15 protein-coding genes are annotated in these 13,781 nt (G+C 74.9%); 3 read left to right on the top strand and 12 right to left on the bottom strand.

Going from position 1 to position 13,781, the window contains the following annotated elements:
* Nucleotides 1–10 precede the first annotated feature (10 nt).
* Nucleotides 11–304, bottom strand: coding sequence for a co-chaperone GroES (gene groES / locus ACFLFB_RS05000; protein WP_392544604.1), 294 nt, complete (start codon nt 302–304; stop codon nt 11–13).
* Nucleotides 305–537: 233 nt separating this feature from the next.
* Between groES and ACFLFB_RS04995 the strand changes: the two genes are divergently transcribed.
* Nucleotides 538–1,785: a THUMP-like domain-containing protein gene (locus tag ACFLFB_RS04995; RefSeq protein ID WP_392544603.1), complete on the top strand. Its 1,248-nt coding sequence runs from the start codon at nt 538–540 to the stop codon at nt 1,783–1,785.
* Here the strand turns inward: ACFLFB_RS04995 and ACFLFB_RS04990 are convergent.
* Entirely contained in the window at nt 1,782–2,615 is an 834-nt protein-coding gene (locus tag ACFLFB_RS04990; RefSeq protein ID WP_392544602.1) for a PfkB family carbohydrate kinase, read from the bottom strand. The two genes, ACFLFB_RS04995 and ACFLFB_RS04990, sit on opposite strands and share 4 nt — an antisense overlap.
* Complete coding sequence (locus ACFLFB_RS04985) at nt 2,615–3,586, bottom strand: nucleoside hydrolase (protein WP_392544601.1); 972 nt, start codon at nt 3,584–3,586, stop codon at nt 2,615–2,617. The genes ACFLFB_RS04990 and ACFLFB_RS04985 overlap by 1 nt, the downstream gene beginning before the upstream one ends.
* A 91-nt stretch (nt 3,587–3,677) precedes the next feature.
* Here ACFLFB_RS04985 and ACFLFB_RS04980 point away from each other — a divergent pair, with 91 nt between their 5' ends.
* Entirely contained in the window at nt 3,678–4,910 is a 1,233-nt protein-coding gene (locus tag ACFLFB_RS04980) for a glycoside hydrolase family 3 N-terminal domain-containing protein (RefSeq protein ID WP_392544600.1), read from the top strand.
* A gap of 71 nt (nt 4,911–4,981) precedes the next feature.
* Nucleotides 4,982–6,058, top strand: coding sequence for a DNA polymerase IV (locus ACFLFB_RS04975; protein ID WP_392544599.1), 1,077 nt, complete (start codon nt 4,982–4,984; stop codon nt 6,056–6,058).
* Nucleotides 6,059–6,319: 261 nt separating this feature from the next.
* Here ACFLFB_RS04975 and pyrE read toward each other — a convergent pair whose 3' ends face one another.
* From pyrE to ACFLFB_RS04930, 9 genes are read right to left on the bottom strand one after another with little or no spacing between them, the layout of a single operon-like run.
* Entirely contained in the window at nt 6,320–6,850 is a 531-nt protein-coding gene (pyrE, locus tag ACFLFB_RS04970; protein WP_392544598.1) for an orotate phosphoribosyltransferase, read from the bottom strand.
* A 41-nt stretch (nt 6,851–6,891) separates the two neighbouring features.
* On the bottom strand, nt 6,892–7,935 hold the full coding sequence (tsaD, locus tag ACFLFB_RS04965; protein WP_392544597.1) for a tRNA (adenosine(37)-N6)-threonylcarbamoyltransferase complex transferase subunit TsaD: 1,044 nt from the start codon (nt 7,933–7,935) through the stop codon (nt 6,892–6,894).
* Nucleotides 7,928–8,440, bottom strand: a complete 513-nt coding sequence (gene rimI / locus ACFLFB_RS04960) for a ribosomal protein S18-alanine N-acetyltransferase (protein WP_392545383.1) — start codon at nt 8,438–8,440, stop codon at nt 7,928–7,930. The genes tsaD and rimI overlap by 8 nt, the downstream gene beginning before the upstream one ends.
* On the bottom strand, nt 8,440–9,108 hold the full coding sequence (gene tsaB / locus ACFLFB_RS04955; RefSeq protein ID WP_392544596.1) for a tRNA (adenosine(37)-N6)-threonylcarbamoyltransferase complex dimerization subunit type 1 TsaB: 669 nt from the start codon (nt 9,106–9,108) through the stop codon (nt 8,440–8,442). Before tsaB ends, rimI begins: the two co-directional genes overlap by 1 nt.
* Nucleotides 9,105–9,596, bottom strand: a complete 492-nt coding sequence (gene tsaE / locus ACFLFB_RS04950) for a tRNA (adenosine(37)-N6)-threonylcarbamoyltransferase complex ATPase subunit type 1 TsaE (protein ID WP_392544595.1) — start codon at nt 9,594–9,596, stop codon at nt 9,105–9,107. Before tsaE ends, tsaB begins: the two co-directional genes overlap by 4 nt.
* Complete coding sequence (locus ACFLFB_RS04945) at nt 9,593–10,753, bottom strand: alpha/beta fold hydrolase (RefSeq protein WP_392544594.1); 1,161 nt, start codon at nt 10,751–10,753, stop codon at nt 9,593–9,595. Before ACFLFB_RS04945 ends, tsaE begins: the two co-directional genes overlap by 4 nt.
* Nucleotides 10,753–11,925, bottom strand: a complete 1,173-nt coding sequence (alr, locus tag ACFLFB_RS04940) for an alanine racemase (protein ID WP_392544593.1) — start codon at nt 11,923–11,925, stop codon at nt 10,753–10,755. Before alr ends, ACFLFB_RS04945 begins: the two co-directional genes overlap by 1 nt.
* Before the next feature lie 12 nt (nt 11,926–11,937).
* A complete protein-coding gene (locus ACFLFB_RS04935; protein WP_392544592.1) occupies nt 11,938–13,407 on the bottom strand; it encodes a bifunctional ADP-dependent NAD(P)H-hydrate dehydratase/NAD(P)H-hydrate epimerase in 1,470 nt (489 codons plus the stop codon).
* Nucleotides 13,404–13,772, bottom strand: a complete 369-nt coding sequence (locus ACFLFB_RS04930; RefSeq protein ID WP_392544591.1) for a holo-ACP synthase — start codon at nt 13,770–13,772, stop codon at nt 13,404–13,406. The genes ACFLFB_RS04935 and ACFLFB_RS04930 overlap by 4 nt, the downstream gene beginning before the upstream one ends.
* Nucleotides 13,773–13,781: the final 9 nt, after the last annotated feature.

The following is a 13,781-nucleotide window of genomic DNA, read 5'->3' as shown; positions in this document are numbered from 1 at the left end:
GGGTGGTGCGTCAGCCGACGACGGCGAGCACGTCACGCGCGGAGAGGATGAGGTACTCCTCGCCACGGTGCTTGATCTCGGTGCCGCCGTACTTGCTGTAGATGACCCGGTCGCCGACCTGGACGTCGAGCGGGACGCGGTTGCCCTTGTCGTCGATGCGGCCCGGGCCGACAGCGAGGACCTCGCCCTCCTGGGGCTTCTCCTTCGCGGTGTCCGGGATGACCAGACCGGAGGCAGTGGTCTGCTCGGCCTCGAGGCTCTTGATGACGATGCGGTCCTCGAGCGGCTTGATGGAAACCGACACGGTGTGCTCCTCCCCTGTGGGGTGAGTCGAAGTGGACGGGACTGCGCTCCCGGGCCGCTCTCGCCGTCGCGGGGGTCGATCCCGACCCGGGGTGCGCTGGCACTCACACGGGGTGAGTGCCAATGAGGCAAATCTAGGTCGCGCGTTAGCACTCGGTCAACTCGAGTGCCAGTTCCGTGGACGCGCCGCGTCCGGGGCGGGTCCGGGCGGGCGCAATGGCAGGATGTCGCGCCGTGGACATCGGCGTGGTGCGGACCCTCGGGAGCCCGGAGGGCAAGGAGCTCCTGCGCTCCCTGCCCGCCTGGGACGAGGCCGCCGTCATGCCCCTCCAGGACCGCCTGCGCCGCGAGGGGCACGCCCCCGAGCTGGTCGCCGCGCTCCTCACCCAGCAGCGCCTGCGGGCGCGCGCGGTGGCCAAGTTCGGCGAGTTCGCCGACGACCTGCTCTACACCGCCGACGGACTCGAGCAGGCTTCCCGTCTCGAGCTGTCGGCCACCCACGCCGGCCGCTTCTACAACGCGAGCCTGGCCACCGTGCACGACCTGGGCTGCGGGATCGGCGCCGACGCCGTGGCGATGTCGGCCCTCGGCGTCACGGTGCAGGGCGTCGACATCGACCCCGTGACCGCCGCCATCGCCGACATCAACCTGCGGCCGTGGCCGGACTCGCGCGCCCGGGTCGGGCTGGCCGAGGAGTTCGAGCCGCCGCGCGACCCGCTGCGCTCGCGCGTCGGGGTGTGGCTCGACCCGGCGCGACGGGTGCCGGGCGTCACCGGGCGCCACGGCCGGATCAAGCGGGTCTTCCGCCTCGACGAGATCCGCCCCACGTGGGACTTCGTGGTCCAGGTCGCGACGGCCGTTCCCGCCACGGGCGCCAAGCTCTCGCCCTCGATGCCCAAGGACGCCATCCCCCTCGGCACCGAGGCGCAGTGGACGTCGTACGGCGGTGAGGTGCTCGAGTGCGCCGTGTGGTGGGGGCCGCTGGCGCAGCGTCCCGGCCGCAGCGCCCGCATCCTCGGGCCCGGCCGGTCGCCGGTCGAGGTCGACGAGTCGATGTGCGAGCCGGACACCCCCACCGTGGCCTCGCTCGGGGCGGTCGGCCCGTGGCTCTACGAGCCGGACCGGGCCGTGACCCAGGCCGGGCTGCTCGGGGCGGTCACCGCGGCGACGCTCGGGAGCGAGGTCGACCACGGCCTGGGCTACGTGGTGTCCGACGCCGAGGTCGACGTCGAGTTCGCCCGGCGCTACGCCGTGCGCGAGGCCTTCCCCTTCTCGGTGAAGTCGCTGCGGGCGTGGCTGGCGCAGCACGGGGTGACCGGGCTGACCATCAAGAAGCGCGGGGTGCGGCTCGACGACGACGAGCTGCGCCGCCAGCTGAAGATCGGCCGCAAGGCGGGCGACGGCGCCCAGGCGACGGTCATCCTCACCCGCGTCGCGGGCCAGCAGGTCGTCCTCGTCGTCGACCCCGCCCGGCCCGCCTAGAGCTCGGGGTCGGCCTGGGCGCCCTCGCGGCGCACGGCGTCGGCGCCGGCGGCCAGGGCTGCCGCGAGGGCGGTGTCCCGCTCGTCGCCCCGGGCGAGGGCCGCGGCGAGCGCCCCGCAGAAGGCGTCGCCCGCGCCGGTGGTGTCGAGGACCTCGTCGGCGGCGACCTCGACGGCCGGGCTCGTGGCGCCGTCCCAGGCGGCGCCGTTGGCCCCGAAGGTGACGAGGAGGGAGCGCGGCTCGGCGCCGGCCTCGGCGAGCGCCGCCATCTCGAGCTCGTTGGCGACGACCGGGTCGGCCAGGGCGACGACGTCCGGCGGGAGGGCCGCGTACGGCGCCGTGTTGACGACGACGCGCGCCCCCCGCCCGGCCGCGCGCCGCACCGCCGTGCAGACCACCGTCCGGGGCACCTCGAGCTGGACGAGGAGGACGTCACCGGGACCGAGGGTGTCCACGGCCGCGACCTCGCGCTCGTCGAGCAGGTCGTTGGCGCCGGGGACGACGACGATCGAGTTCTCGCCGTCGTCGGACACGGCGATGAGGGCGTGGCCGGTGGGGGTGTCCTCGACCGTGCGCAGGCCGGAGACGTCGACGCCGCGGGCCTCGAGCCGCGCCCGGTAGGCCGCTCCCCCCGCGTCGTCGCCGACGCAGCCGACCATCGCGACGTCGGCCCCGGCGGCGGCCGCCGCCACGGCCTGGTTGGCGCCCTTGCCGCCCGCGAGCCGGCGCAGCCCCTCGCCGAGGACGGTCTCGCCCGGTCTCGGGTGGCGCTCCACCCGCGTCACGAGGTCGACGTTCAACGACCCGAGGACGAGGACGCGGCCCGCCATCAGACCTGCCCCCCGACCGTGCGGACCCAGAGGTCGGCGATGCGCGGGCCGTCGACCTCTAGGGCGACATCGACCATCGCCGGGGCGAGCCCGTGCGGGTCGTGCGCGAGGTGGCCGCTCCAGTCGCGGCGGTCGACGACGGTGCGCCCACGCGTCCAGGTGCCGGTGAGCTCGACGCGCACGGGCAGCCGCTCGGTGCGCACGGCGTCCGGCTCGAGGAGGATGCCGACCGCACCGGCGTCGCCGATCGTCGCGCCCGCGTTGGCGAAGCGGCGGTGGTGGAAGGAGATGAGGCCGGCGGCCAGCCGCGCGACGGGGGTGTCGACCTCGAGCAGGGCGGCCACCTGCACGTCGGTGACGAGCGGCTCGTAGAAGACGTCGAGGCCGTACATCGTCACCGGCACCTCGTGCTCGGCGCAGGCGTCGAGGACCATCGCGGTGGCCTCGGGGTCGTGGAAGACGTTGAACTCGGCGGCCGCGGTGGCGTTGCTGATCTCCACGCCGCCACCCATGAAGACGATCCGCCCGATGCGGGAGAAGGCCGCGGGGTGGACGCGGGCGAGAAGCGCGAGGTTCGTCATCGGGGCCAACGGCACGACGGTGAGCGACTCGCCCGCCTCCGCGGCGGCCTCGATGGTGTCGCGTAGGAGGTCGAGCGCGGAGCGGGCGTCCGGCACGAGGGTGGGCGGCGCCATCCCGAGGTCGGCCATGCCGTCGGAGCCGTGCACGTGGCGGGCGTCGACCGGGTCCTCGAGGAGCGGGCGCGCGGCCCCGACCCCCACCGGGACGTCGCCGCGACCGGCCGTCTCGAGCACCGTGAGCGTGTTGCGGACGACGTCGGCCAGCGGGGCGTTGCCGCCGACGCAGGTGACCGCGCGCAGGTCCAGGCCCGGGTGGAGTGCGGCGAGGAGGAGGGCGCAGGCGTCGTCGACACCGGTGTCGACGTCGAGGACGACGGGGATCGCTGGCATGGGGTGATCATGGCGGATCGGGGTCCGGGAGTCTCCCCGGTGGTGACCTGCGGGTTGGGTCGCCGGGCGCCCGGTCACGTAACGTCGTCGGGTGACTTCTCCCCGCACGCACGCCCTCCGGGCCCCCACCGCGCTCGTCGTCGGTGGCGTGCTCGCGGCGGTGGCCGGGTGCTCCACCGGTACCCCCACCGCGTCGCCGTCGGGGTCTGCGACCTCCTCGAGCCCGGCCCCGTCGTCGGCCTCGCCCAGCCCGTCTGCCTCCCCGACCTGCGCGGAGCAGACCTTCGAGGCGCTCTCCGCCGACCAGCGCCTCGGGCAGCTGCTCATGGTCGGGTTCGACACCAACGCGGCCCGCGGCTCCCTCGACGACCTCGTCACGTCCGACCACGTCGGCAACGTCATCTACCTCGGCGGCTGGGACGGCGCGGCCAAGGTGATGCGGACCTCGAAGCACCTGGGCGGGCTGGTGTCCACCAAGGCCACCGGCGACGTCGGCCTGATGATCGCCGCCGACCAGGAGGGCGGGATCGTCCACCAGCTGCGCGGCGACGGCTTCACCCGTCCCCCCAAGGCGCTCGACCAGGCGAAGCTCGAGCCGGCCGAGCTGACGAAGGACGCGGCGGGCTGGGCCCGACAGATGAAGGACGTCGGCGTCAACGTCAACCTCGCCCCGGTCGCCGACACCGTGCCCGAGGACATCGGCCGGGCCAACGGGCCGATCGGGCGCTTCGGGCGCCAGTACGGGTCGGACCCCAACACCGTTGCCACCTACTCGGTCGCGTTCCTCGAGGGGATGCTCGAGGAGGGCGTCGAGGGTGCGGTCAAGCACTTCCCCGGCCTGGGGCGGGTGCGCAACAACACCGACTTCTCCTCCTCCGGGATCACCGACTCGGTGGCCACGGCCGACGACCCGTTCCTCGAGCCGTTCCGCGCGAACATCGAGGCCGGCGTGGGCCTGGTGATGATGTCGTCCGCCCGCTACCCGAAGCTCGACGCGAAGAACCCGGCGATGTTCTCCGAGAAGATCGTCACCGGGCTGCTGCGCGAGAAGCTCGGGTACGAGGGCGTCGTCATCACCGACGACGTCAACGCCGAGGCGCTGAAGAACGTCTCGCCGGGCGACCGGGCCGTGCGGCTCGTCGACGCCGGGGGCGACGTCGTCCTCACCGGCAGGGCTGCGGACGCCGACGACATGCTCGAGGCGCTGGCGGACAAGGCTTCTGCCGAGCCGGAGTTCGCGGCGAAGGTCGAGGCGTCGGTGCGACGGGTGCTGGCCCTCAAGGACCGGATGGGGCTGCTCCCCTGTTCCAAGGACGCCGGCTGACGTCGCCCGCCTGAGCCGACCGAGCGACGTCCGAAACGGTCGTTGTCCGTGCGGTCCGCCACGATGGGGTCATGACCGCCTGGGTCCTGCACGTCGACATGGACCAGTTCATCGCTGCCGTCGAGGTCCTGCGGCGGCCCGAGCTGGCCGGGCTGCCCGTCGTCGTCGGAGGACGTGGCGACCCCACCGAGCGCGCGGTGGTGTCCACCGCGTCGTACGAGGCGCGCGAGTTCGGGGTGCGGTCGGGGATGCCGCTGCGCACGGCGCTCAAGCGCTGCCCCGACGCGGTGTTCCTCCCGGTCGACAAGCCGACGTACGACGCGGCCTCCGCCGTCGTCATGGACACGCTGCGCGCCCTGCCCGGGGCCGTCGTCGAGGTGCTCGGCTGGGACGAGGCGTTCGTCGGCATCGAGACCACCGACCCGGAGGACGTGGCGCGCCGCCTGCAGGACGACGTCCTCAGCGCGACCCGGCTGCACTGCAGCATCGGCGTCGGCGACACCAAGGTGCGGGCGAAGATCGCCACCGAGTTCGGCAAGCCCCGCGGCACCTTCCGGCTCACCCGGGAGAACTGGTTCGAGGTGATGGGGCCCAAGCCGACCCAGGACCTGTGGGGCGTGGGCAGCCGCATCTCGCAGCGGCTGGCTGCCCTGGGCGTCCTCACCGTCCACGACCTTGCGACCGCTGAGGACGCCCTGCTGGCAGCGGAGTTCGGCCCGCAGTCCGGTCCGTGGCTGCGCGAGCTCGGTCAGGGCGAGGGGAGCTCGGAGGTCGACGACACCCCGTGGGTGCCGCGCGCCCACGGGCGCGAGACGACGTACCAGAGCGACCTGCGCTCCCCCGAGGAGGTCGAGGACGCGGTACGGGCGCTCGCAGCGCAGGTGGTCGACGACATCAGCGCCGAAGGGCGGCCGTGCGCCCGCGTTCACCTCAAGGTGCGGTTCGTGCCGTTCTTCACGGTCAACCGGTCGCGCAAGCTGGCGGAGGCGACGTGGGACCCGGACGTCATCGCGAGCACGGCCATCGCGCTGTTCCGGGCCCTGGAGGACGACCGGCCGGTGCGCCTCCTCGGGGTCCGGGCCGAGATGGTCGCGCCCGAGGGCGGTTACGACGCTCCACGCACCCACGGCCGCCGCGGCATGCCCTGACCGGGTGAACCAGACGCTGCGGCGCGGCCGTCAGGCGTCGTCGTCGTGGCGGTTGCCAGTTCATCGAGCCCGGCGAGGAAAGGCGGGGGCGCAGGCCTCATCCAGCACCCGCTACGGGGCAGTAAGCGCTGTGATCACGACACCTACTGCCCCGTAGCGCGCTCCATGGCGCGGGCTACCGCGTAGTCGGTGGGGTGATCACCCCGCGTACCAGGCGGTAGGTCGCGATGGAGGTCAGGCGGAGGCGGGGGCGTCATCGAGTCAGGCGGAGGCGCGGGCCTCATCGAGGTCGGAGAGGGTCAGCGCCGACCGCACCTCGAGACCCACGTCGGCCAGCACCTCCGAGCCCGGGTCGCTGCGGTCGATGGCGCACACGACGGCCTCCACCAGGGCCCCGGCCTCCCGCAGCTCCGTCGCGGCCGCGCGCACCGCCCCGCCGGTGGTGATGACGTCCTCGACGAGCACGACCCGGCGCCCGGCGACCTCCGCCCCTTCGGCCAGTCGACGGGTGCCGTACTCCTTCGCGGCCTTGCGGACGAAGACCACGGGGAGCCCGGTCACCTGGCTGAGCACCGTGGCGATGGGCACCCCACCGAGCTCGAGCCCGCCGAGCACCTCGGCGTCCTCGGGCAGCAGGCCCACCATCCGGTCGACCACCCGGCGCAGCAGCGCCGGGTCGGCCTCGAATCGGTACTTGTCGAAGTACTCGGTGGCCGTGCGTCCTGACCGCAGGAGGAAGGACCCCGACAGGCGGCAGACGCGGTCGATGTCGTGGGCGAGGTCGTCGGCCATGCCTGCACCCTGCCACGACGCGAGGCGCCGAGAAGGTCGGCTCAGGCCGAGATCTCGGTGACCGGCATCGAGGAGTCGGCCGGGATGTCGAGGTCGGACGGCGTGCGCCCCTTGAGGACCATCTGCGCCCCGAGCGCCGCGACCATCGCGCCGTTGTCGGTGCACAGCCCCGGCCGCGGCACGCGCAGCTCGATGCCGGCGGCGTCGCAGCGCTCCTGCGCCATCGCCCGCAGCCGGGAGTTCGCCGCCACCCCGCCGCCGATCTGCAGGTGCCCCACGCCGTTCTCCTTGCACGCGAGCAGCGCCTTGCGGGTGAGCACGTCGGTGACGGCCTCCTGGAACGACGCCGCGACGTCAGCGACCGGAACCGGCTCTCCCGCAGCCTCCTTCGCCTGCACCCAGCGCGACACGGCCGTCTTGAGTCCGGAGAACGAGAAGTCGAAGCGGTGCCGCTCCATGTCGCGGCCCGTCGTCAGCCCACGGGGGAAGTCGATGACGACCTGCCCCTCGCGCGCCATCCGGTCGATGTGCGGCCCACCGGGGAACGGCAACCCGAGGACGCGGGCGACCTTGTCGAACGCCTCCCCGGCGGCGTCGTCGATGGTCGAGCCGAGGCTGCGGATGTCGTTGGTGACGTCGGGGACGAGCAGCAGCGAGGAGTGGCCCCCGGACACGAGCATCGCCAGGGTGGGCTCGGGCAGCGGCCCGTGCTCGACGATGTCGACGGCCACGTGCGACGCGAGGTGGTTGACGCCGTAGAGCGGCACGCCCAGCGACAGCGCGAGCGCCTTGGCCGAGGCCACGCCCACCATCAGCGCCCCCGCGAGGCCGGGGCCGGACGTGACGGCAATCGCGTCGAGGTCGCGCAGCGCGACTCCCGCTGTGGTGCAGGCGCGTTCGATCGTGGGCACCATGGCCTGGAGGTGGGCGCGGCTCGCGACCTCGGGGACGACCCCGCCGAAGCGCGCGTGCTCGTCGACGCTGCTGGCGATGGCGTCGACGAGCAGCGTCTCGCCGCGCACGATCCCGACGCCCGTCTCGTCGCACGAGGTCTCGATGCCGAGGACCAGTGGTTCGTCACGCATCGCGGATCTCCCTCCCGGAGAGCGTCTTTCGCAGCACCAGGGCGTCGACGTCGCCCGGCTGGTAGTAGCGGCGGCGGGTGGTGAGCAGCACGTACCCGGCGCGGTCGTAGAGCGCCCGCGCGGGTGCGTTGTCGGCGCGCACCTCGAGCATCACGTGCTCGGCGCCCCGGGCGGCCGCACGTCGCTCGAGCTCGGCGAGGAGCCCGCCACCGAGGCCGCGCCCGCGGGCCCGCGGCGCGGTCGCCACGGTCATCACGTCGGCGACGTCGCCACCGTGGTCGAGGCCGGCGTACCCGAGCAGGCCCACCTCGTCGGCCACGACCACGTAGTCGCGCCGGGGACGGGCGGCCAGCTCGGACCACCAGGACGGCTCCGACCACGGGTCGTGCGGGAACAGCTCGGCCTCCAGCGCCACCAGCGAGGCGACATCGGTCCAGGCCGCGTCGCGCAGCCCCGCAACCGCCGCCTCGCCCGTGGCACCGCGCTCGTGCACCGCCACGGTCATCACGCCCTGGCCCGCTCGGCGGTCGTCAGTGCATCCGGGCGCCGCAGGTACAGCGGCTCCACGGGCATCGACCGGCCCGCCGCCACCCCCTGCGCCCCGAGGAGGGCGAGGAGGCCGGCATCGACGTCGAGCGGCTCGAGCGCGTGCGGGAAGAGCTCCGGGTAGAGCACCGGACCGCGGCCGGCCGTCGGCAGCGACCGGACGTCCTCGGGGAGCTCGGCCGGGCGGTCGACCGCTGGGTCACCCACCCGCACCACGGCATCGAGCCCGACCCCGCCGGACCCGGCCCGGTAGCGCGCCCAGTAGACCTCCTTGCGCCGCGCGTCGGTGGCGACGAGCACCTCGTCGTGCGCGCCGAGGGCGGCGTGGGCGAGGACGTCGAGGGAGCAGACGCCGTGCACCGGGAGGCCGAGGGCGTGGCCCATCGTCACGCCGGTCACCATCCCGACCCGCAGCCCGGTGAAGGGCCCGGGACCGGTGCCGACCACCACGTCGGTGAGGTCGCGCGGGGTCAGGCCGGCGTCGTCGAGGAGCCGCTGCACGAGCGGCGCGAGATGCTCCGTGTGCCCGCGGGCGTCGACCCGCGCCAGCGACGCGAGCACGCGAGCGCCGTCGGCGAGCCCCACGGCGATGGCCGAGGTCGTGGTGTCGATGCCGAGGACGATCACGGCGTGCCTCCCAGCGTCGCGAGGGCGTCGCCGGCGGCGGCCGTGGCCCACCGCCCTCCGACGCCCGTGACGGTGGCGGTGCGGACCTCGCTCGCGGTGTCGACGTCGAGCACCACCTCGAGCCGGTCCTCGCTGAGGTCCTCGGCCAGCCCGTGGCCCCACTCGACGACGGTGACCGAGGAGGCGACGTCGGCGTCGAGGTCGAGGTCGTCGAGCTCGAGCGCGCCGCCCAGCCGGTAGGCGTCGACGTGCACGAGCGGCGGCCCGCCCACGAGCGACGGGTGCACCCGGGCGATGACGAAGGTCGGCGACGTGACCGGCCCGCGCACGCCCAGCCCCTCCCCCAGACCCTGCGTCAGGGTCGTCTTGCCGGCGCCCAGGCCGCCGGTGAGGACGACGAGGTCACCCGGCGCGAGCAGCCGCCCGAGCGCCAGGCCGAGGGCCTGCGTGTCGGCGACCGTGGTGAGGACGACGCGGCGCGCGCTCATGACGCGGCGTCCGTCCCGCGGGAGGCCCGGGCCTTCTCCACCCGACGCTTCTTGGAGATGTCCTGCACAGTGCGCCGCACCCGCGGCTTGCTGCTGACCGGGATGCCCTCGGCGACGGCGCGCTGCGCCCGCGCGATGAGCATGAGCAGCTGCTGCGTGACGACGTCCGGGTGCTCCAGCTGGAGGATGTGGCCGGCGTCCTCGACGACGACGTGCTCGGCGCCGGGCACCCGCCGGACGATCTCCTCGCTGTGCGACGCCGGCGTGATGAGGTCGCCCGCCCCGTTCATCACCAGGGTCTCGATGCCGGTGAGGGCACCGAGGTCCCCGCCGAGGTCGAGGGAGTCGATGTCGGGGAGGAACGCGGCCATGACGTCGAAGGACGTCGAGAAGATCATCTCGCCGACGAGGTCGACGAGGTCGGTGCTCACCGGGGAGTCGAAGGCCCACCGCTGCACGGCGAGGTCCTGCACGCCCTTGCCGACCTTGCGCAGCAGTCCGATCGGGCCCGCGTGCCGCGACATCCGGGTGAGGACGCCGGGGCCGAGCGAGCCGACGACACGCCCCACGGTGGGCCCCAGCCCGAACTCGGTCATCTCCCGGCCGCCGGGGCTGGTGGAGACCAGCGCCACGGCGAGCACCCGGTCGCGCACGACGTCGGGGTGCTGCCCGACGTACGACATCACCGACATCCCGCCCATCGAGTGGCCGATGAGGACGACCGGACCGCTCGCGCAGGTGGCGTCGAGGACGGCGGAGAGGTCGCGCCCGAGCTGGGCGATGGTGCAGGAGGCGAGCGCGGCGGTGCCCGAGCGACCGTGCCCGCGCTGGTCGTAGCTGACGACGCGGTACCCCTCGTGGATGAGGGCGCGGCGCTGCAGCACCCACGACCGCATCGACAGGGCGAACCCGTGCACGAGGACGACCGTCGGCATCCGCCCGGTGACGTGCCGGCGGCTGCGGCTGGCCGTCTCGGGGGCGTCGATCTCGACGTGGAGGGCGACGCCGTCCTCGGTGTTCACGGTGAGGGACTCGGTGGGCGTGTGGGCCCAGCCGTCGGGGGCGTCGACCGACCGGAAGCCCGACCGCGCCCGCACGACCCGCTCGCCGACGAGGTTCGCGGCAGCGCCGAGCGGCGCGAGTGCCCGCAGTGCCATCAGTCCCGACCTCCGAGGTGGCGGCGCGGGAGGCGCGGCCCCATCCGGGTGACGATCTCGTAGTTGATGGTGCCGGCGGCCTCGGCCCAGTCCTGGGCGGTGGGCTCGCCGTCGGCGCCGCGGCCGAGGAGGACGACCTCGTCACCCGGCTGCACGGTGGCGTCGGGGCCGAGGTCGAGGACCACCTGGTCCATGCAGACCCGTCCGGCCAGGGTGTACCGGCGCCCGCCGGCGAGCACCGGCCCACGGTTGCCGGCCGAGCGCGGGACCCCGTCGGCGTAGCCCATGGGCACCAGCCCGAGGAGGGTGTCCTGCGTCGTCGTGTACTCGTGGCCGTAGCTGACGCCCTGCCCGGCGGGGGCCTTCTTCACGCCGGCCAGCCGGGCGGTGACCCTCATCGCCTCGCGCAGGCCGAAGTCGGCGGGTGACCCGAGGTCGGGGACCGGCGAGAGCCCGTAGACGGCGACGCCGGGGCGGACGAGGTCGAAGTGCGCCGAGGGGTTGGTCAGCGTCGCGGCGGAGTTCGCGAGGTGGCGCAGCCCGGGACGCACCCCGGCGCGCTCGAGCTCGGCAGCGGCCTCGACGAAGCGCTCCTGCTGCGCCCGGACGGTGGGGTGCTGCGGCGCGTCGGCGTAGGCGAAGTGCGACCACACCCCGGTGACCTCGACCGCCTCCTCCGCCTGGGCGCGCGCGACCGCCGCGACGACCTCCGACCAGTCGGTGAGCGAGCCGTTGCGCCCGAGCCCGGTGTCGACCTTCAGCTGGATGCGCGCGGGGCGGCCCCGGTCGCGGGCCGCGGCCAGCACGGCGTCCAGGCTCCACGGGCTGCTGACGGTGACGTCGATGTCGGCGTCGATCGCCCCGGCGACGTCGGCGCCCGGGGGGAACAGCCAGGTGAGCACGGGCGCGGTGACACCGGCGCGGCGCAGCTCGAGCGCCTCGGCGAGCTGCGCGACACCGAGCCAGGTGGCCCCGCCGGCGAGCGCGGCCCGGGCCGACGGCTCGAGCCCGTGCCCGTACGCGTCGGCCTTGACGACCGCCATGACCTGCGCGGACCCCGCGCGGCGACCCAGCTCGGCCACGTTGTCGCGGATCGCGTCGAGGTCGATGTCGACCCACGCCGACAGGCCCGCGGTGGCGGGGTCGGTGGCGGGGTCGGGTGTCGTGGTCATGAGCCCACGAGTCTAGGACGGCGGGGCCGGGCGCCGACCCAGCAGGTGGCCCACCGTCTGCGGGAGGGCGTGGGCGACCGCGAGCGCGCGCACCGGCCCCCCGGGGTTGGCCCGGTCGGCGGCGACCCCGTGGACCAGCGCACCCAGGGCCCCCGCCTCCGCCACCGGCAGACCAGCGGCCACGAGCGTGCCGAGCAGGCCGGCGAGGACGTCGCCGGCGCCGGCCGTCGCCAACCAGGCCGGGGCGTCGGCCTGGCTGTGGACCGTGGCACCCTCCCCGGGAGGGACGACGAGGGTGGTCGCGCCCTTGAGGAGCACGGTGGCCCCGGTGAGGTCGGCGAGGGCGCGGGCGTGGGCCAGGGGCGCCGCCTCGACGGCCGACCGCTCGACCGGCGAGTCGCCGAGCCGGGTCAGCAGCGTGGCGCACTCCCCCGCGTGCGGGGTGAGCAGGGTGGGGCCGGCGCGAGCGGCGAGGACGTCGGCGTCGAGGAGGTCGAGCCCGCCGGCGTCGACGACGACCGGCTCCGCGCCGGCCAGGGCGTCGCGGGCGGCGTCGAGCTGGGCCTTCGCCCCGGCCGCGCGCGAGGCGGTGTCGAGCCCCGGCCCGACGACCCACGCCTGAACGCGACCGACCCCGTGGACCGCCTCCGGCACCGCGGCGCGCACGAGGTCGGAGGGAGCGGGCGGACCGACGTACCGGACCATCCCGGCACCCGCCTCGACCGCAGCCGTGACCGCGAGAACCGCTGCGCCCGTGTAGGACTCGCCACCGGCGATGATCCCTACCACCCCGCGCGAGTACTTGTCGTCGGAGGCCACCGGCACGGGCCAGAGGTCGGCGACGTCGTCGTGGTCGAGCCGGCGGACGAGGGGTACGGCGTCGACCTCGAGCCCTATGTCGACCACGGTGAGCACGCCGCAGGCCTGCTCGGTGGGCGGCAGGAGGTGCACCGGCTTGGCCACGGAGAACGTGACCGTCTCGTCGGCGAGGACGCCGTCGGGGTCGAGCGCACCGCCCATCGGGTCCTGTCCGGAGGGCAGGTCGACGGCGATGACGTGTGCCGACTCGGGCACGGCCGCGACCCACGCGGCCGCCCAGTCCGGCAGTCCCGGACGGGCACCGAGCCCGAGGACCCCGTCGAGGACGACGTCGGCCTCCTCGAGCAGCGCCGGGTCGGTGGTGAGGACGACGCCCGCGGCCTCCGCGGCCAGGCGTGCCCCCTCGTGCACGGTGTCGTGGTGCACGGCGACGGCGTTCCAGCCGGCGCTCGCGAGGGCCGCGACGGCGTACAGGGCGTCGGCGCCGTTGTTGCCCGGCCCGACCAGGGCGGCGACCGACCGGCCGTCAGCGGACTCGAGCCGGGCACCGGCGACCGCCACGAGGCCCTCGACGGCGCGCGCCATCAGCTCGCCGTCGTCGAGGGTGGCGAGCAGCGCCTGCTCCGCCGCGACGACGGCGTCGACCGCGAACGCCTCGATCACGTGCCGCCCCCGCTCGCCGCCTCCGCCACGACGACCGCCGAGGCGATCCCCGCGTCGTGGGACAGGGAGACGTGCAGCGACCCGATGCCGAGCCGCTCGACCTGCGCCGCGACGGTGCCGCGCACCTCGAGGTGCGGCCGGCCGTCGGCGCCGCGGTGCACCTCGGCGTCCTGCCAGTGCATGCCCGCGGGGGCGCCGAGCGCCTTGGCCAGGGCCTCCTTCGCGGCGAACCGCGCGGCGAGGGAGTTGAGCGGGAGCACCCGCTCGGCGGGGGTGAAGAGCCGCTCGCGCAGGCTGGGGGTGCGCTCGAGGGTGGCGCCGAAGCGCGCGACGTCGACGACGTCGATCCCGACGCCGACGATCACCGCTCGCCC

The sequence above is a fragment of the Oryzobacter telluris genome (assembly GCF_043099285.1).
In the GTDB taxonomy this organism is placed as follows: Bacteria; Actinomycetota; Actinomycetes; order Actinomycetales; family Dermatophilaceae; genus Oryzobacter; species Oryzobacter telluris.
This window is presented reverse-complemented; position numbering and strand designations above follow the sequence as displayed.